Source organism: Klebsiella planticola (assembly GCF_000783935.2).
Classification (GTDB): Bacteria; Pseudomonadota; Gammaproteobacteria; order Enterobacterales; family Enterobacteriaceae; genus Klebsiella; species Klebsiella planticola.
The window spans coordinates 1,096,047-1,113,352 of record NZ_CP026047.1 but is presented as its reverse complement, the minus strand read 5'-3'; the positions used below and the strand labels follow the sequence as shown (position 1 = coordinate 1,113,352).

The following is a 17,306-nucleotide window of genomic DNA, read 5'->3' as shown; positions in this document are numbered from 1 at the left end:
TCAAGCATTCCAGGGGTGAATGACAACACCTTGCACCACGCGGTTAACCGTGCCGCTGGCGGAAGGGGTATCCGGGGTATTACCAACGCGGATAGATTGTGCGAGCGCAAACGTCTGGGCATACATCAGGAAGCAGAACGCCTGCTCGACATCGCTAAAGGTGCGGGAAGACGGCGGTAACAGGATGTGTGGGCCGGCTTCGACGGCGGCGTCGTTTTCGGCCGCTATTGCCACCACGCGCATGGCCTGGTTGTCGCGACGCAGTTCGGCCAGTAGATCGAGATCGTACTGGCGGGTATAGGGATGGCTGGACACCATCACCACAACCAGCGTTTCATTATCCACCAGCGATTTAGGCCCGTGGCGGAAGCCGGCTGGAGAGTCATAAAACGCCGCCAGCTTGCCGGCGGTCAGCTCCAGGACCTTGAGGGCCGATTCACGAGCCGCGCCCTGTAATCCACCGCTGCCAAGATAGACGATTCGTTTCCACGGCTCATAACCAAACACCCCGTCGCTAAAATCACCCAGCGACGTGAGAATCTTTTGGCAACGATCCGCTACGTCACGGAAGGTATTGCTGTTGATCGTCTGCGGCGCGAATACCGCAAGGCAGCTTGCCATCATGGTGGTGATACTGCTGGTCATTGCGAAGCCGCGATCATGTGTTTCTGCCGGCATCAATAGCGCAAAGGCGTTATCGCTGCTCACCGCATTTTGGTACAGGCTGCCGGCTTCATTACAGGTAATCGACAGGTGGTAGCATTCCGCTACGAACTGATTGGCCAGCTCAACGGCGGCGACGCTCTCCGGGCTATTGCCGGAGCGGGCAAAGGAGACCAGCAGCAGCGGATGTGCGGCGTTAAAATAGTCCATGGGGTTGGTGACCAGGTCAGTCGTCGGGATAGCGCTGATATTTTTTCCGCTATGGCGCGACAGCCAGGGCGCGATGATCTCGCCGATAAAGGCGGAGGTGCCTGCGCCAGTCAGGACGATCCGCAGATCGTTTTTGCGCAGCAGCGGGGCGAGGAAGCTGTCGATCGTTGCACGATGATTGTCGATGTTGTTGAGTGAGCGAAGCCAGCAGGAGGGCTGTTGACGAATCTCTGCTTCAGTCCAGGTGCCGGTCGAGGCAAAGGCGGCGGTATAGGTTTCAGGCATAACTTAGTCCTTAGTCGTGTGAATTCCACATCAGACGCTGGCAAAAATGTCGCTATCTTTCGTTTCGTTTCACTTATTCATGTAATCAGTTAGATAAAATCTATAGGAAAGAAATCGAAAGTTCAATGGAGGAAGTTAGAAATAAAACGAAAACTGTGATCTTTGAAGTTTTGATGTTTTTATGTGACTGATAAACAATAGATTATCTGTTTTTATTATCAGATTGCCGTTATTTCAGAAAGGAAAGAAAAGGCCTTTCGGTACAACGCCAAAGGCCAATGTGATACATAACGAAAGATTTAAAGGGGGAGCGCCTGTCCCTGAATCCAGATCTTTTGCAGATGCAGGCGGTCGTCCAGTGCAATAACGTTCGCGTATTTTCCCGTACGCAGCGATCCCAGCCGATCGTCGATACCCAACAGACGAGCAGGGTGGAGCGATGCCATATGAATTGCCTGCTCCGGCGTGGCCCCCGCTTGTTCAACCATGTTGCGGACGGCGGCATCAAGAGAGAGTGTGCTGCCCGCGAGGCCGCCGGAAGCGGTGCGTACGATGCCCTTGCGCATTTCTACCTCTTCGCCGCACAACGAATAGTGGCCATCCGGCATGCCGGCTGCCTGCATCGCATCGGTGATCAGGACCAGCCTCTCTCTGGCGCAGCTGCAACACAGCTGCATGGCGGCAGGATGAACATGATGGCCATCGGCGATAAGTTCCAGCCATGCCTGCCGGGTGGTTAATCCGGCGCCGACCATGCCAGGCTCCCGATGATGTAATCCGCTCATGCCGTTGTAGCAATGCACCAGCCCATCAGCGCCTGCGGTAAATGCCGCTCGGGTCTGTGCATAGGTAGCAGCGCTATGGCCGAGCATGACGCGGATACCCTGCTGTTTAAGATGGCGAATAGCCCGTATGGCATCCGGTTTTTCCGGCGCCAGGGCCACGACCCGCAGCGTTTGCCGGGAGCGAGCAATCAGCGTATCCAGCTCGGCGATATCCAGTTCGCGGAACAACTCAGGCGGATGAGCACCTTTATTCTCTGGCGTGAAATAGGGGCCTTCAAGATAGCTCCCCAATACCAGGGCGCCGGGGCCGCCGGAAAGCGTACGCCGGGCTATACGTTCCAGCGCACGCTGGATGGTCTGCAACGGCGCGGTGACGGTAGTGGGGAGCCAGGCTCCCACTCCTTCACGAATTTTATACATCGCCAGCCTGTCGAGTGCTTCCGGTGCCTCGTCCATCACATCAATACCCGCGCCGCCGTGGACATGCGTATCGATGTAGGCCGGGCAAAGCAGATCGGCATCGCGAGCGGTGACGCCAATGGGAACGGGCTCGATGGCGGTGATAACGCCAGCTTCCATACGAAGCTGATGATCGGCAAGCCAGCCCTGCTCGGTTAGCAAGCGTCTGGCACGCAGAATTTGCGTCATATTCCTTCCTCAACAGGTTTCTCTTCGCGACAGCGCGCCAGTTCATCGACCAGACTGGTTAACCCGCGATGCCCGCATTCCAGCGCCTGCAGGCGAAACGCCTCGCTGTTCAGCCCTTCGCGTTCCAGCACCATTTCAAGCAGCAGCTGCAAATTAGTGCCGGTAATCACCTCGCGCCCGGGTTTTTGCATTGCCAGCGTCGAGGCTACGCGAAAGGGGGTCCCCCCCAGGAGGTCGGTCAGAAAAACGATATCGTCCTGAGCATCCAGTGCGTTGACGGCCTGCTCAAGCTGCGCAGTCAGCAGGGCCGTGGTTGAGGTTTCTGGAAAGTCGATGGCAATAAACTGCGATTGTTCACCCAGAATTTGCTTCATCGCCATTGCCATACCGCTGGCAAAGCCGCCATGCCCCGTCAAAATAATGCCTAACATCGAATACCTCTTTGCCTTTACAGGAAGTGACAGAATTTACCCACAACGCCCAGCACAACGGTGAGCGCGATGAGGCGCAACGGGCTCCAGCCGCGGCGCACCAGCCAGAACATGGTCAGGGTATAAACCAGTGGAAGAAACGCTGGCATCAGCTTATCGATGACATCGGTTTGCAGCTTCACGACTGCATCACCCGCGGTGATCTCCAGCGTGGTGCTGAGGCGGACATAGGTGGCCACCAGCGCGCCAATTACCGTCATGCCAACAATAGACGCCGCGTGTCCGACTTTTTTGGTATTGGCTTTAATCAACGGGATAGCCGCTACGCCCATACGGTACGCGTAGTGTGCAAGACCAAAACGCAATCCGAGATGTACCACGTTAAACAGCACAATAAACACCACCGCGCCGAGGATAGATCCTTGTAACGCGAGGCTGGCCCCAATCCCGCCGCAGATGGGCAGTAGCGTCAGCCAGAACATGGCATCGCCAATCCCGCCGAGCGGGGCACCCACGGCAATTTTGGTGCTCTGAATGCTGTTTACATCCTGCTTGGAACGTTCCATGGCGAGAATGATGCCGATAACAAAAGTCACCAGGAAAGGGTGGGTGTTGAAGAATCCCATATGCCCTTTCATGGCGCGTGCCAGGTCGCGTTGATTGGTATGGATCTTTTTCAACGCGGGCAGCAGACCGTACAGCCAGCCTGAAGCCTGCATACGTTCATAGTTGAACGAGGCCTGTAAAAGCATGGACCGCCAGGCGACACGGTTAATGTCTTTTTTCGTCAGCTCCGCACCGAGACTCTGGTCTTCGTAGACGTTTTCATTCACGCCGGAAAGCAACGTCTCTTCAGGAGCGGAGACGCCTGGCAGAGTGGTTTGATTAGATGCCATCTTCGAATTCCTCTTTCTGTGCCGCAGATGCAGTCGGTTCAGGAGATTTACGCAGCAGGTCTATGAGTGCCATTGCCAGCGCCGCGGCGGCAATGGCCAGCACCGGCAGCTTCAGCCAGGCAGCGGCGACAAAACCGATGATAAAATAGGGGATATAGACGTTTTTCATCATGATTTTCAGCAGAACAGCGAAGCCGATAGCAGGCATAATGCCGCCAGCCACGCCGAGACCGTCGATCAGGCGCGCAGGCAGGACATCAATGGCCGTTTTCGCATGTTCCGCGCCGAAATAGATCGGCAGGAAAGCGCAGAGAAAATAGAAAATCCCCAGAGCCAGCAGCGCCAGATAGTTAACCCGTTCAATACCGCGGGTATCAGCATTCGCGGCCATCCGGTCGCAGCGAGACATCACCCCTGACATCACCGAGAACAGGAAGGTGATCCCCATTTGTACTGCGACGGCGAAGGGCACGGCGACACCGACGGCAACGTCAGGTTTCACGCCGGTGGTAATGGCAAAGGTGGTGCCGACGATGGTACCGATAATCACGTTTGGCGGCTGAGCACCGGCCAGCGGGGCCAGCCCCATCCAGACCAGTTCCAGCGTACCGCCGGTTAAAATGCCGGTATGCAGATCGCCCAGAATCAGGCCAACCAGCGGGCCGAGCACCACCGGACGGTGCATATGTGTTAAACCATTGAACATATCCAGGCCCGCAATAAAGGCCAGAATGCCCAACGCAGATGCCTGCAACAGACTGATTTCCATTATGAATCCCTCAGAGTAGTTTAAAGAGATCCAAAGCGGGTTCTGTCGGAACGCCCTGAACAAAGCATTCCACCCCGGCGGCCTTCAGACCGTTAAACGCCGCAATATCGCCAGCGTCTACAGAAACCGTTTTGGCAATGTGTTGTTTGCCATTGGCGTAGTGCATATTTCCTACGTTGATACGTGTGACGGGAACTCCGCCTTCGACAAGGCGTAGGAAATCGGCTGGTGTTTTGCAGACCAGCAGAATCTTTTGTCGATCGGCGGCGCGGTGGATATTGTCGATGACCTTTTGCAGTGACCAGAAGCGTACGGCGATCCCTTCTGCCAGGACCATTTCCATCAGGTTTTGCTGTACCGGGTCTTCAGCAACCTCATCATTGGCCACCAGTACCAGGTTTGCTCCCGCAAATCCGACCCACTGGACACCCACCTGGCCGTGGATCAAACGTTCATCAATACGGCTTAAGACAATGTTTGGCATCGCGTTTTCCTCTTCGTTGTTATGCGTTATGGGACGTAACGCCCACACAGGCGGCGTGGTACTGCTGCAGTATGTCCTGAATGTGATCGAGGATGAGCTCTCGCGGTTCCGCCTTGAGATCGCCCTCGCGAACTTTGAGGTACTGCAGCGGCATATACTGACTGAGGAGCGGCAGCGGGAGCGGCCAGTCCGCGAGATTACGTACCAGGCGTGCAAACGCCTCATCGATTTGCCGATCCGGCCAGTAGTAGCGCACGCGGTCTGAATAGCTGTAGCCTCGGGCCAGACGTCGCGCATGACCATCGCCGTGATAGTGGTTTTGCCAGTATTCCGGGCGGTCGAGCATCACGTTTTCCAGCACCTGACGCAGCCCGGAGCAGGCCTTCGCAGGCAGCAACTCTTCCTCTATTGCCGCCAGTGAGAACAGCGCTTCACGCAGGGCGAAGGTGAGCGCCGGGCCAACCTTCAAAATGGCAAAGTGATCTTTAACCAGACGCCGCAGCGCCTGCGGCGTCTGGTAATCGGTCGAGTGGGCTTCGAAGACCAGCGCGTCATAGTCTTCAACCATGGCGCTAAGCGCTTCCGCTCGCTGCGGTTGATAGTCGATAATATGCGTGTGGTCGAATTCGACGCCGGGCTGTACTACTAACCCGATGATGCGTGGCCAGATGTGGGTCAGCCCGCGTTGCTCAAAGGCCTGCCGATGTGCTTCCAGCGTCGCACGCGCCGCATCAGGCGTCGTGACCTGTAGCTCGGTCAGGGTTTCATGAGCCCCGCCCGGGACGGGGACTTCGGTGCCGATGACGTAGACCAGGTCAGGTTTGCCGAAACGTTCACGGCAGGTCTCTTCCGCCACCTGAGCCAGCCGCGCGGCGCGTTCAGCGACGATGTCATCGGTTAACGGCACCGGGTCACCTTCGCAGGACATACTGCAATCGAGGTGGATCTTTTTAAAACCGGCGGCGACGTAGCTTTTTATTAAATCATCGGCATTCGCCATCGCCTGGGCCGCGGGCAGGGTTTGCCAGCGGTTGGGCCCAAGGTGATCGCCGCCGAGGATCAGCTGTGATTGGGGAAAATCGAGCGAGTCGGCAAGCTGGTGGACAAAACCGCGGAAATCGGCCGGTGTCATGCCGGTATAACCGCCGAACTGATCCACCTGATTGGATGTGGCTTCAATCAGTAACGGGGTCTGCTGCGCCCGGGCGTAATGAATGGCGGCCTCAAGTACCAGGGGATGGGCGGAACAGACGGCATAAATACCGTTGCCTCCACCTTGTTTATGCTGCGCCACCATTTTTGTCAGATGTTTCACTTTCCTCTCCATTTCGGATGGTAATGAGATTAATCTTTCGTTTTGTTTCATTTAATACTGCATCATGGTGATGTAAAAATAAAACGAAAGATAATAGTTTTCCGATCTGTTTCACAAAAGAAACATAATGAAAGGTTTCAGCGGTGGACATTGCGCTGCTCTCTGGCGTTATGGGGCTTGCATTCCGTTAAAAGAAAGGTGTTAATAGACCAAACGAAATGAAACGAAAGATTTGATGAAAGGAATACTTATGAGCGGTACCGACTCTTCTGCAGATAAGCGCATCAGCGGCACCAGTGAAAGGCGTGAGCAGATTATCCAGCGCTTACGGCAGCAGGGAAGCGTGCAGGTAAACGATCTTTCTCTTTTATACGGTGTCTCGACGGTGACGATTCGCAACGATCTGGCCTTCCTTGAAAAGCAGGGGATTGCGGTTCGCGCCTACGGTGGCGCGCTGATCTGCGATGGAACAATGCCGGCTGCCGAACCGTCGGTGGAAGATAAAAGTTCGCTCAATACCGCAGTGAAGCGCAGCATCGCGCGGGCAGCGGTAGAACTGATTCAACCGGGGCATCGTATTATTCTCGACTCCGGGACTACCACCTATGAAATCGCCCGTATGCTACATCAGCATACGGATATTATTGCGATGACCAACGGGATGAATGTGGCGAATGCGCTGCTGGATGCCGAAGGGGTGGAGCTGTTAATGACCGGTGGACATCTGCGCCGCCAGTCGCAGTCGTTTTATGGCGATCAGGCCGAACAGTCTTTGCTGAATTACCACTTCGATATGCTTTTTCTCGGCGTCGACGCCATCGACCTCGATCGCGGCGTGAGCACCCATAATGAAGATGAGGCACGCCTGAACCGGCGGATGTGTGAAGTGGCGGAACGCATTATCGTCGTCACCGATTCCACCAAATTTAACCGTTCGAGCCTGCATAAGATTATCGATACGCAACGAATTGATATGATCATCGTCGATGAAGGCATTCCGACGGAAAGTCTGGAAGGGCTGCGTAAGAGCGGGATTGATGTGCGACTGGTGAAGCGCCAGAACGTGGCATAGACCCCCTTCCTGTGGGGGAGAGGGGCTGCGGTCAGGCGGCTGGCGTCGCGCCGCCTGACCGGCAATCAGGTCACCGGCGCCGGGTTAAACACCGCCAGCTGATTATACAGGCCCCACCGATCGGAGAAGGTTTTCTTACGGCCGCTGGCGACATCAAGAATAAACCCGAACAGCTTCTGGCCAACCTCTTCAATCGTCTCTTCACCGGTGGCGATAGTTCCGGCGTTGATATCCATTAAATCATACCAGCGGTTTGCCAGCTCGGTGCGGGTTGCCATCTTGATGACCGGCACGGCGACCAGACCATACGGCGTGCCGCGCCCGGTTGTAAACACCTGAACCGTGATCCCTGAAGCAACCTGCTGAGTGCCGCAGACGAAGTCGCTGGCCGGGGTAGCCGCGAAGATCAGGCCGCGTTTGGTTGGGCGCTGGCCCGGTGAGAGGACCTCGGCAATCGCGCTCTTGCCGGATTTGGCGATCGAACCCAGCGCCTTTTCCACCACGTTCGCCAGGCCGCCCTTCTTATTCCCGGGGGAGGGATTGGCGCTGCGATCGGTCTGACCTGAATCGAGGTAGTTATCGTACCAGGCCATCTCTTCGAGCAGACGCTTGCCCACTTCCTCGTTGATCGCCCGCGGCGTCAGCAGATGGATAGCATCGCGAACCTCAGTGACCTCAGAGAACATGACGGTCGCGCCGCAGCGGACCAACAGGTCGGAAGCGTAGCCCACCGCCGGGTTGGCGGTCACGCCGGAAAAGGCATCGCTGCCGCCGCACTGCATGCCCACCACCAGTTCAGAAGCCGGACAGGTTTCACGCTGGCGGGCATTCAGTTTTGCCAGATGCCGTTCTGCGACCTGCAAAATATCGTCAACCATTGACTGGAACCCGACATGCTGTTCATCCTGCAGGCGGATGATACTGGCGCTGTCGACGGCAATGGGCTGGACATCTTCGGTGCCCTGGAGCAGGCGCTCCGGCTGGAGCTTTTCACAGCCGAGCCCAACCACCATGACTTCACCGCCGAAATTGGGATTTAGCGCGAGGTTATGGATCGTGCGGATAGGGATCACGGCGGCCGGGGCGTTGATCGCCACGCCGCAGCCATACAGGTGGTTGAGACCGACCACGCCGTCGACATTCGGGTATTTCGGCAGCAGGTCTCGTTCAATAATTTTCACCACATAATCGACGACGCCCGCGACGCAGTGCACGCTGGTAGTGATACCGAGCAGGTTTCTGGTGCCGACGCTGCCATCGGCGTTGCGATACCCTTCAAAGGTGTAGCCGGTCAGCGCAGGCAGAGGCTCCGGAACTTTGTTTGCCAGCGGTAGCGTGTTCAGCGGCGGCGCTTTCGGCAGTTCGACCAGCGATTCGTCAATCCAGCTGCCCTGCGGAATGTCGCGCACCGCGTAGCCAATGACTTCGCCATAGCGGATGATTTCACCATGTATGGGGATATCAACCAATGCTACTTTGTGACCTTGCGGGATATGTTCGATGAGCGTCAGTCCGTCAGGGAAACGCGTTCCGGCTTTTAAACCGCGATCGTTAACAATAATCGCTACATTATCCGTTTCGTGTACTTTTATATAAAACGCCGTCGGCGATTCCTGCCTGATTTCAATGTCGGCCATTGTCCAGTATTCTCCAGCAAGGTGCGAATAATAAAATAAAACGGCTATTCAGTTTCTGATGAACGAATTTCCTCGGCAAAGAATGTCAGCTGTTTTGATTTAGATGTGTGATCCCTGTCACTCATTGTTGCGGGAGCAAAATTGCGGCAAAGGGAAAACGCTGGAACTGTGCATCAGCGCCCACTGATTATGGCGGATGCACAATTTTAATGATTATTCATTCCATTTTATGGGTTTTTTGCACGGTGTTCTCTGGCCGTCAGCTGATTATACTGAGTCATGCTTGCTATGCACCGGATGAGTAAATCGAGTGCTTCTGATCTCGGTTTATAAATAATTAAGAGAGACACCAAAAATAAATAAATGAAGTGCAATGCTCTCATTTAACGCAGCGCTAATCTTCATCGGATGTTTGGCCTGATGGCAATGATTTACTATCCGTTTATCATCGGCAACATTCAATATGTGGAACTGCAGAAATAATTAACGGTTAAGTGACAAGGTATAAGTGATGAATAACGATATCTTCCCGAATAAATTTAAGGCGGCCCTGGCGGCGCATCAGATTCAAATTGGCTGCTGGTCCGCCCTGGCCAGCCCTATCACGACAGAGGTGTTAGGCCTGGCCGGTTTCGACTGGCTGGTGCTGGACGGCGAACATGCGCCGAACGATATCTCCACCTTTATCCCCCAGCTGATGGCGCTGAAAGGCAGCGCCAGCGCGCCGGTTGTGCGCGTACCGACCAACGAACCGGTGATCATTAAGCGCCTGCTGGATATTGGTTTCTATAACTTTTTGATCCCGTTCGTGGAAAGCGAAGAAGAAGCGATTAACGCCGTCGCCGCCACCCGCTACCCGCCAGAAGGCATTCGCGGCGTTTCCGTGTCGCACCGCGCCAATATGTTTGGCACGGTGCCGGATTACTTCGCGCAGTCGAACCAAAACATCACCATCCTGGTACAAATTGAAAGCCAGCAGGGGGTGGATAACGTTGATGCGATCGCTGCGACTGCGGGCGTTGACGGTATTTTTGTCGGCCCAAGCGATCTGGCCGCCGCGCTGGGACATCTGGGCAACGCCTCTCACCCGCAGGTCCAGCAGGCTATCCAGCACATTTTTGCAAGCGCGAAAAAGCATGGCAAGCCGAGCGGTATTCTGGCGCCGGTAGAAGCGGATGCGCGTCGCTATCTGGAATGGGGCGCAACCTTTGTCGCCGTCGGCAGCGATCTGGGCGTATTCCGCTCCGCCACGCAGAAACTGGCTGATTCCTTTAAGAAATAACCGCCACCGCAACAAGAGAGATAAAGACATGACAATGAAAGTTGGTTTTATTGGCCTTGGCATCATGGGTAAACCCATGAGTAAAAACCTCCTCAAAGCGGGTTACTCGCTGGTGGTTGCCGATCGTAATCCGGAAGCCATCGCAGAAGTGATTGCCGCAGGCGCTGAAACCGCCGCTTCAGCGAAAGCGATAGCTGAGCAGTGCGAGGTGATCATCACCATGCTGCCGAACTCTCCGCATGTGAAAGAGGTGGCGCTGGGCGAAGGCGGCATTATTGAAGGGGCGAAACCGGGCACCGTGCTGATTGATATGAGCTCTATTGCACCGCTGGCGAGCCGTGAAATCAGCGATGCGTTAAAGGCGAAAGGCGTAAATATGCTGGATGCGCCGGTAAGCGGCGGCGAGCCGAAGGCCATTGACGGGACTCTGTCCGTCATGGTTGGTGGTGATAAAGCGATTTTTGAACAATATTATGACCTGCTGAAAGCGATGGCGGGCTCTGTCGTGCATACCGGCGATATCGGCGCGGGCAACGTGACCAAGCTGGCCAACCAGGTGATCGTGGCGCTGAATATCGCGGCGATGTCTGAAGCATTGACTCTGGCCACCAAAGCAGGCGTGAACCCCGATCTGGTGTATCAGGCAATCCGCGGCGGTCTGGCCGGCAGCACCGTGCTGGATGCCAAAGCGCCCATGGTGATGGATCGCAACTTTAAACCGGGCTTCCGTATCGATTTGCATATCAAAGATCTGGCGAATGCGCTGGATACGTCCCACGGCGTGGGGGCGCAGCTGCCGCTGACCGCGGCGGTGATGGAGATGATGCAGGCGCTGCGCGCTGACGGCCTGGGTACCGCCGACCACAGCGCGCTTGCGTGTTACTACGAAAAACTGGCGAAAGTGGAAGTCACTCGCTAACAAGAAGGGCGCGGATGGCGCCCTGTCATTCTTGCCTTGCGCGGCACTGTCAGGCTAATAACTATGAAAATCGTAATCGCCCCAGACTCTTATAAAGAAAGCCTCTCAGCTACTGAGGTTGCACAGGCTATAGAAAAAGGTTTTCGGGAGATTTTCCCCGATGCGCTCTATGTAAAGGTCCCCCTCGCCGATGGCGGAGAAGGTACCGTTGAGGCGATGATCGCCGCGACGCAGGGAACCAAAATGAGCGCTTGTGTGACGGGGCCGCTGGGCGTGCCGGTTGATGCCTGCTGGGGGCTTTCCGGGGATGGTCAAACCGCGTTTATTGAAATGGCGGCGGCCAGCGGGCTGGGGCTGGTGCCTCCCGCGCAGCGCAATCCGCTGTTGACGACCTCGCGTGGTACCGGTGAGCTGATTTTGCAGGCGCTGGAGCATGGGGCGAGAAATATCATTATTGGCATTGGTGGCAGTGCGACCAACGACGGTGGCGCGGGGATGGTGCAGGCGCTGGGCGCGCGGCTTCATGATGCGAACGGCGCTGATATTGGTGACGGCGGCGGCAGCCTTGCTTGCCTGAACTCGATCGACCTGTCTGCATTGGATGTTCGGTTGCAGGAGTGTTCAATTCGCGTGGCCTGCGATGTCTCTAATCCACTGACTGGCGAGACGGGCGCTTCGTGGATTTTCGGCCCGCAAAAAGGGGCGACGGAAGCGATGATTCTCGAGCTGGATCGTAATCTTGAGCACTATGCGGATGTGATTAAGCGAACTCTGCGTGTCGATGTCAAAGAGGTCGCCGGAGCCGGTGCCGCAGGTGGCATGGGGGCGGCGCTGATGGCATTTCTGAATGCGGAACTACGTAGCGGTATCGAGATTGTGACCCAGGCGCTGAATCTGGAAGAGCATATTCTTGACTGTTCTCTGGTGGTGACCGGTGAAGGAAGGCTCGACAGTCAAAGCATTAGCGGTAAGGTCCCGGTCGGCGTTGCCAGCGTGGCGAAAAAGTACCATAAGCCGGTGATTGGTATTGCTGGCAGCCTGACCCGCGATGTCGGCGTGGTGCATCAGTATGGTATCGATGCGGTGTTCAGCGTGCTGACCACTATCACGAGCCTGGAGGAGGCCTTCCGCGGCGCTTCGGACAATATTTATCGCGCTTCACGGAATGTTGCTGCGACTTTGCAGGTCGGGATTGTGATGGAAGGATGACAACCGGCGGTAAACCTTTTATACTTCGCGCCGAAGCTGACCAGACAGTCGCCGCTTCGCCGTCGTCCTCCTCGGGGGAGACGGGCGGAGGGGAGGAAAGTCCGGGCTCCATAGGGCAGGGTGCCAGGTAACGCCTGGGGGGGAAACCCACGACCAGTGCAACAGAGAGCAAACCGCCGATGGCCCGCGCAAGCGGGATCAGGTAAGGGTGAAAGGGTGCGGTAAGAGCGCACCGCGCGACTGGTAACAGTTCGCGGCACGGTAAACTCCACCCGGAGCAAGGCCAAATAGGGGTTCACAAGGTACGGCCCGTACTGAACCCGGGTAGGCTGCTTGAGCCAGTGAGCGATTGCTGGCCTAGATGAATGACTGTCCACGACAGAACCCGGCTTATCGGTCAGCTTCAACTTCTTCAGAGAACCCTCGCCAGAAATGGCGGGGGTTTTTACTTTCCGGTTCCGGGAGGAAAGAGCAGATGAATGACTGTCCACTCCGTACTCGATGAAAAGAAAGCGGCTTATTGGCCAGCTTCAACTCATTCAGAGAACCCTCGCCAGAAATGGCGGGGGTTTTTACTTTCCGGTTCCGGGAGGAAAGAGCAGATGAATGACTGTCCACTCCGTACTCGATGAAAAGAAAGCGGCTTATTGGCCAGCTTCAACTTTTTCAGAGAACCCTCGCCAGAAATGGCGGGGGTTTTTACTTTCCGGTTCCGGGAGGAAAGAGCAGATGAATGACTGTCCACTCCGTACTCGATGAAAAGAACGCGGCTTATCGGCCAGCTTCAACTCATTCAGAGAATCCTCGTCAGAAATGGCAGGGGTTTTTACTTTCCGGTTCCGGGAGGAAAGAGCAGATGAATGACTCTCCACGCCGTACTCGATGAAAAAAAAGCGGCTTATTGGCCAGCTTCAACTCATTCAGAGAACCCTCGCCAGAAATGGCGGGGGTTTTTACTTTCCGGTTCCGGGAGGAAAGAGCAGATGAATGACTGTCCACTCCGTACTCGATGAAAAGAAAGCGGCTTATCGGCCAGCTTCAACTTCTTCAGAGAACCCTCGCCAGAAATGGCGGGGGTTTTTACTTTCCGGTTCCGGGAGGAAAGGACAGATGAATGACTGTCCACTCCGTACTCGATGAAAAGAACGCGGCTTAGCGGTCAGCTTTAACTCATGCAAAAACGCCCATATAGCGCAATCTGCATGGGCGTTTTGCTGTTTCTGACGGTGGCCATTCAGGCGGCGTTTTCTTCGTCCTGAATCCGAATTTCGGCTTCTGAAACAATTGCTTCCAGTTCGCTTAGCATCTCTTCATAGCCAAAACTTACGGCCTGCGTTGGCTCCGTTAACAGCGGCTCGGGCGACGACACGGTTTTCTTTGCTTTCTTCTTATGCTTACTCACTGACAGACTCCATAACTCCCGTTATTACACCGGTAAATCTATCAGTAAAGCGCGCAAAGGCGTGTCGGCAACGAGGGTAATGTTAGCTTCGTCACGAATAAATGCCCCGTCACCGCAGGTCAGGGCCTGTTTTTCTTCTTCATGGGCAACGGCATGCACCGTTCCATGAATCGATTGCAGGTAAGCGCGCGGCCCGTGCAGCTGGACATCAACCTGCTCGCCTTTGGCGAGATCGAGATGGTGGATCCAGACCTGCTGACGCAGCTGTAAACTGTTGTGCGCGCCGTCAGGCGAAGCGAGCAGCTGTTGCCCGCTATCCGCGATAGCCATCTTCTGCAGCAGCGGATTTTCCCGCTGCGGGCAGGCATCCAGCCACAGCTGCATCCGCGTCAGCGAACCCTCTTTACTCAAATTGTGCTCGCTATAACTCACCCCTGGTTGAGTGGATATCAGCAGCGCTTCACCGGCCTTTGCCTGCACATGGTTGCCGTCACTGTCACGATATTCCGCTTCCCCTTCCAGAATCAGGTTCAGGATATCGACTTTCGGGTAGGTACGCGGTTGAAACGACGCGCCGGGTGCCAGAACTTCCTGGTTGAGCACGCGCAAAGAGGCGTAGCCTAACAGTTTAGGGTCAAAGTAGTGTCCAAAGGAAAAGGTGTAGCGGGCCTGCAGCCAGCCGAAATCTGCTTGTCCGCATTGTTTGGCTGTTCGGGTAGTAATCATTTTCTTGACCTCTCTTTACACTAAATCAATGGTAAAGGTATGGACGCTGTATTGTTAGCCAGATATTCTGCCCGGTATATTCAAATTTCCTGAATGAGAGTGCTATGGCCAAAGAGAGAGCATTAACGCTGGAAGCGTTACGCGTAATGGACGCTATCGACAGGCGTGGGAGCTTTGCTGCTGCGGCCGACGAACTCGGACGGGTGCCCTCAGCCCTCAGCTACACCATGCAAAAGCTGGAAGAGGAGCTGGATGTGGTGCTGTTTGACCGCTCAGGTCATCGGACAAAATTCACCAACGTTGGGCGGATGCTGCTGGAACGCGGGCGCGTGCTGCTGGAAGCGGCCGATAAGCTCACCACCGATGCCGAAGCGCTTTCGCGCGGCTGGGAAACGCATCTGACCATCGTGACCGAAGCCCTGGTACCGACCCAGGACTTCTTTCCGCTGATTGAGAAGCTGGCGACCAAATCGAATACCCAGCTGTCGGTGCTTACCGAAGTGCTGGCCGGCGCGTGGGAACGGCTGGAACAGGGACGTGCGGATATCGTTGTCGCCCCTGATATGCATTTTCGTTCCTCATCGGAGATCAACTCCCGCAAACTCTATTCGGTGCTGAACGTCTATGTCGCTGCGCCGGATCACCCTATTCACCAGGAGCCGGAGCCGCTTTCCGAGGTGACGCGGGTAAAATATCGCGGCGTGGCGGTGGCAGATACCGCCCGTGAGCGTCCGGTTCTGACGGTGCAACTGCTCGACAAACAGCCGCGCTTAACGGTCAGTACCATTGAGGATAAACGTCAGGCTCTGCTGGCGGGACTGGGGGTGGCGACGATGCCCTATCCGCTGGTCGAGAAAGACATTGCCGAAGGGCGCTTACGGGTTGTCAGCCCGGAATATACCAATGAAATCGACATCATTATGGCGTGGCGCCGCGACAGTATGGGCGAAGCGAAATCATGGTGTCTGCGCGAGATCCCTAAGCTGTTTGCCGGGAAGTAAATCCGCTATGCGCTCCTTCCGCAGGAGGAGCGCATCATTCACGATGACAGGGGTTTGGGATCCGGCCCGAAACGGTTGTTTCCAGGCGTGCCGTTCTGGCAATTGAAGAGCAGAATGATCAGCCAGCCAATCACCGGAATCAGCATCAGCAACAGCCACCACGCCGAGCGATCCGTATCGTGTAAACGGCGAAACTGCACCGCCCACCACGGTAAAAAGACCAACACGCCATAAATCGTCGTCAGGATGCCTTCACCTCCTGCGCGCTGCCATCCCAGCATTTTATCGATGATGCTCAATACGCCGGTCAGGATGATGTTGACCAGAATAAACATCCAGTACTCTTTACGGCGTGCGCGGCCGCCAAATCCAATATAGTTTCTCAGTACCTTTAAATACCAGTCCATTTTTACGCCTCGATTAACGGTCAATCACTTGTTTTTAAAGCGATCGTAATAAGAATAGACGCGAATAGCAGACGGGTAAATATGCCGGATCTGAAAATATCGGGCGCCGGGAATGGCGCCCGGCAGGTTAGCGGAACAGAAGGTCCCGGCCGTGCGGCTCGCTGAGATCCTGATGAGGTCCGACGGAAATAATCCCGGTTGGGTTAATCGTTTTATGGCTGCGATAGTAGTGGTTGCGGATGTGGGCAAAATTCACCGTCTCCGCAATACCCGGTATCTGGTAGATATCGCGCAGGAAACCATACAGATTGGGGTAATCGCTGATACGGCGTTTGTCGCACTTAAAGTGGGTTACGTAGACCGGGTCGAAACGCACGAGGGTAGTCCACAGACGAATATCGGCCTCGGTCAGCTGGCTGCCCGTCAGATAGCGATGCTGGCTCAGAATTTGCTCCAGGCGCTCCAGCGAGGTGAACACCGCATCGACCGCCTCATCATAGGCCTGCTGGCTGGTGGCGAACCCGGCTTTATAGACGCCGTTATTGACGTTGTCGTAGATCCAACCGTTAAGCGCATCGATATTTTCGCGCAGCGCAGGTGGGTAGTAATCGCCGGCGGTAGCGCCGAGGCCGTCAAAGGCGGTATTGAACATGCGGATGATTTCAGCCGACTCATTACTGACGATCGTATGCTGCTTTTTATCCCACAGAACCGGCACCGTGACGCGCCCGGTGTAGTGCGGATCGGCGTGCAGGTAGAGCTGATAGAGGAATTCATGTTGATACAGCGTATCGCCGGTCGCAGCGGGAAAATCGTCGTCGAAAGTCCAGCCGTTTTCCAGCATCAGAGGGTGAACCACCGAGACGGAAAGAAAAGGATCCAGACCTTTGAGCTTGCGCAGGATTAACGTGCGGTGCGCCCACGGGCAGGCGAGGGATACGTACAGATGATAGCGATCTTTTTCTGCAGCAAAGCCGCCGTCGCCAGAGGGGCCCGGTGCGCCATCGGCGGTCAGCCAGTTGCGGAAGGCAGAAACAGAACGCTTGAAACGCCCTCCGGTGGATTTGGTGTCATACCAGGTATCGTGCCAGACGCCGTCGATTAATTGTCCCATTTTTTCCTCCTTCAGACTTCAGATAGCAAAAGCGAGGAGATGTCTCCTCGC

General features: G+C 55.6%; 17 protein-coding genes and 1 other RNA gene. 6 read left to right on the top strand and 12 right to left on the bottom strand.

What is annotated here, in order from left to right; translation table 11 throughout:
• The 7 genes from MC50_RS05315 to kbaZ form a co-directional block, all read right to left on the bottom strand.
• Complete coding sequence (locus MC50_RS05315) at nucleotides 1-1,158, bottom strand: SIS domain-containing protein (RefSeq protein WP_032697449.1); 1,158 nt, start codon at nucleotides 1,156-1,158, stop codon at nucleotides 1-3.
• 299 nt (nucleotides 1,159-1,457) lie between these two features.
• Nucleotides 1,458-2,591, bottom strand: coding sequence for an N-acetylglucosamine-6-phosphate deacetylase (gene nagA, locus MC50_RS05310; RefSeq protein ID WP_032697450.1), 1,134 nt, complete (start codon nucleotides 2,589-2,591; stop codon nucleotides 1,458-1,460).
• The gene (agaF, locus tag MC50_RS05305) at nucleotides 2,588-3,022 is read right to left on the bottom strand and encodes a PTS galactosamine/N-acetylgalactosamine transporter subunit IIA (protein WP_032697451.1); all 435 of its coding nucleotides are present in this window, start codon (nucleotides 3,020-3,022) and stop codon (nucleotides 2,588-2,590) included. The genes nagA and agaF overlap by 4 nt, the downstream gene beginning before the upstream one ends.
• Nucleotides 3,023-3,039: 17 nt before the next feature.
• The gene (agaE, locus tag MC50_RS05300) at nucleotides 3,040-3,918 is read right to left on the bottom strand and encodes a PTS N-acetylgalactosamine transporter subunit IID (RefSeq protein WP_015585675.1); all 879 of its coding nucleotides are present in this window, start codon (nucleotides 3,916-3,918) and stop codon (nucleotides 3,040-3,042) included.
• A complete protein-coding gene (gene agaW / locus MC50_RS05295; protein WP_032697452.1) occupies nucleotides 3,908-4,687 on the bottom strand; it encodes a PTS N-acetylgalactosamine transporter subunit IIC in 780 nt (259 codons plus the stop codon). Before agaW ends, agaE begins: the two co-directional genes overlap by 11 nt.
• Before the next feature lie 10 nt (nucleotides 4,688-4,697).
• Nucleotides 4,698-5,171, bottom strand: coding sequence for a PTS N-acetylgalactosamine transporter subunit IIB (agaV, locus tag MC50_RS05290; RefSeq protein WP_032697453.1), 474 nt, complete (start codon nucleotides 5,169-5,171; stop codon nucleotides 4,698-4,700).
• 19 nt (nucleotides 5,172-5,190) lie between these two features.
• Nucleotides 5,191-6,498, bottom strand: a complete 1,308-nt coding sequence (gene kbaZ / locus MC50_RS05285) for a tagatose-bisphosphate aldolase subunit KbaZ (RefSeq protein ID WP_072024986.1) — start codon at nucleotides 6,496-6,498, stop codon at nucleotides 5,191-5,193.
• Between the two features lie 238 nt (nucleotides 6,499-6,736).
• On the opposite strand from kbaZ, the gene MC50_RS05275 reads away from it, so the two are divergent.
• A complete protein-coding gene (locus MC50_RS05275) occupies nucleotides 6,737-7,558 on the top strand; it encodes a DeoR family transcriptional regulator (RefSeq protein ID WP_032697456.1) in 822 nt (273 codons plus the stop codon).
• A 65-nt stretch (nucleotides 7,559-7,623) separates the two neighbouring features.
• On the opposite strand, the gene garD is transcribed toward MC50_RS05275, so the two are convergent.
• On the bottom strand, nucleotides 7,624-9,195 hold the full coding sequence (gene garD, locus MC50_RS05270) for a galactarate dehydratase (RefSeq protein WP_032690614.1): 1,572 nt from the start codon (nucleotides 9,193-9,195) through the stop codon (nucleotides 7,624-7,626).
• A gap of 511 nt (nucleotides 9,196-9,706) precedes the next feature.
• On the opposite strand from garD, the gene garL reads away from it, so the two are divergent.
• From garL to rnpB, 4 genes are all read left to right on the top strand, one after another.
• Nucleotides 9,707-10,477, top strand: coding sequence for a 2-dehydro-3-deoxyglucarate aldolase (garL, locus tag MC50_RS05265; RefSeq protein WP_032690615.1), 771 nt, complete (start codon nucleotides 9,707-9,709; stop codon nucleotides 10,475-10,477).
• Between the two features lie 28 nt (nucleotides 10,478-10,505).
• Nucleotides 10,506-11,396 carry a 2-hydroxy-3-oxopropionate reductase gene (garR, locus tag MC50_RS05260; RefSeq protein WP_032690616.1) on the top strand — a complete coding sequence of 297 codons (891 nt, stop codon included), beginning with the start codon at nucleotides 10,506-10,508 and terminating at the stop codon, nucleotides 11,394-11,396.
• Nucleotides 11,397-11,459: 63 nt separating this feature from the next.
• On the top strand, nucleotides 11,460-12,605 hold the full coding sequence (garK, locus tag MC50_RS05255; RefSeq protein WP_032697460.1) for a glycerate 2-kinase: 1,146 nt from the start codon (nucleotides 11,460-11,462) through the stop codon (nucleotides 12,603-12,605).
• 32 nt (nucleotides 12,606-12,637) lie between these two features.
• Nucleotides 12,638-13,014: RNase P RNA component class A (rnpB, locus tag MC50_RS05250), an RNA gene on the top strand.
• Between the two features lie 825 nt (nucleotides 13,015-13,839).
• On the opposite strand, the gene MC50_RS28655 is transcribed toward rnpB, so the two are convergent.
• Both MC50_RS28655 and MC50_RS05245 read right to left on the bottom strand, forming a co-directional pair.
• Nucleotides 13,840-13,974: a hypothetical protein gene (locus MC50_RS28655; RefSeq protein WP_370594274.1), complete on the bottom strand. Its 135-nt coding sequence runs from the start codon at nucleotides 13,972-13,974 to the stop codon at nucleotides 13,840-13,842.
• Nucleotides 13,975-14,031: 57 nt separating this feature from the next.
• On the bottom strand, nucleotides 14,032-14,733 hold the full coding sequence (locus MC50_RS05245) for a pirin family protein (RefSeq protein WP_046853423.1): 702 nt from the start codon (nucleotides 14,731-14,733) through the stop codon (nucleotides 14,032-14,034).
• 104 nt (nucleotides 14,734-14,837) lie between these two features.
• Between MC50_RS05245 and MC50_RS05240 the strand changes: the two genes are divergently transcribed.
• A complete protein-coding gene (locus MC50_RS05240) occupies nucleotides 14,838-15,734 on the top strand; it encodes a LysR family transcriptional regulator (RefSeq protein ID WP_004867964.1) in 897 nt (298 codons plus the stop codon).
• 38 nt (nucleotides 15,735-15,772) lie between these two features.
• Here the strand turns inward: MC50_RS05240 and MC50_RS05235 are convergent, their stop codons facing one another.
• Both MC50_RS05235 and MC50_RS05230 read right to left on the bottom strand, forming a co-directional pair.
• On the bottom strand, nucleotides 15,773-16,141 hold the full coding sequence (locus tag MC50_RS05235) for a DUF805 domain-containing protein (RefSeq protein WP_032690620.1): 369 nt from the start codon (nucleotides 16,139-16,141) through the stop codon (nucleotides 15,773-15,775).
• 127 nt (nucleotides 16,142-16,268) lie between these two features.
• A complete protein-coding gene (locus tag MC50_RS05230) occupies nucleotides 16,269-17,255 on the bottom strand; it encodes a glutathione S-transferase family protein (RefSeq protein WP_032690621.1) in 987 nt (328 codons plus the stop codon).
• Nucleotides 17,256-17,306: the final 51 nt, after the last annotated feature.

Excerpts from the sequence above, each read along its gene's own strand:
- agaV (WP_032697453.1), bottom strand. The coding sequence starts at position 5,171 with ATGCCAAACATTGTCTTAAGCCGTATTGATGAACGTTTGATCCACGGC.
- MC50_RS05230 (WP_032690621.1), bottom strand. The coding sequence starts at position 17,255 with ATGGGACAATTAATCGACGGCGTCTGGCACGATACCTGGTATGACACC.
- MC50_RS05315 (WP_032697449.1), bottom strand. The coding sequence starts at position 1,158 with ATGCCTGAAACCTATACCGCCGCCTTTGCCTCGACCGGCACCTGGACT.
- kbaZ (WP_072024986.1), bottom strand. The coding sequence starts at position 6,498 with ATGGAGAGGAAAGTGAAACATCTGACAAAAATGGTGGCGCAGCATAAA.
- agaW (WP_032697452.1), bottom strand. The coding sequence starts at position 4,687 with ATGGAAATCAGTCTGTTGCAGGCATCTGCGTTGGGCATTCTGGCCTTT.
- nagA (WP_032697450.1), bottom strand. The coding sequence starts at position 2,591 with ATGACGCAAATTCTGCGTGCCAGACGCTTGCTAACCGAGCAGGGCTGG.
- agaE (WP_015585675.1), bottom strand. The coding sequence starts at position 3,918 with ATGGCATCTAATCAAACCACTCTGCCAGGCGTCTCCGCTCCTGAAGAG.
- MC50_RS05245 (WP_046853423.1), bottom strand. The coding sequence starts at position 14,733 with ATGATTACTACCCGAACAGCCAAACAATGCGGACAAGCAGATTTCGGC.
- agaF (WP_032697451.1), bottom strand. The coding sequence starts at position 3,022 with ATGTTAGGCATTATTTTGACGGGGCATGGCGGCTTTGCCAGCGGTATG.
- garL (WP_032690615.1), top strand. The coding sequence starts at position 9,707 with ATGAATAACGATATCTTCCCGAATAAATTTAAGGCGGCCCTGGCGGCG.
- MC50_RS05235 (WP_032690620.1), bottom strand. The coding sequence starts at position 16,141 with ATGGACTGGTATTTAAAGGTACTGAGAAACTATATTGGATTTGGCGGC.
- garD (WP_032690614.1), bottom strand. The coding sequence starts at position 9,195 with ATGGCCGACATTGAAATCAGGCAGGAATCGCCGACGGCGTTTTATATA.
- garR (WP_032690616.1), top strand. The coding sequence starts at position 10,506 with ATGACAATGAAAGTTGGTTTTATTGGCCTTGGCATCATGGGTAAACCC.
- garK (WP_032697460.1), top strand. The coding sequence starts at position 11,460 with ATGAAAATCGTAATCGCCCCAGACTCTTATAAAGAAAGCCTCTCAGCT.
- MC50_RS05240 (WP_004867964.1), top strand. The coding sequence starts at position 14,838 with ATGGCCAAAGAGAGAGCATTAACGCTGGAAGCGTTACGCGTAATGGAC.
- MC50_RS05275 (WP_032697456.1), top strand. The coding sequence starts at position 6,737 with ATGAGCGGTACCGACTCTTCTGCAGATAAGCGCATCAGCGGCACCAGT.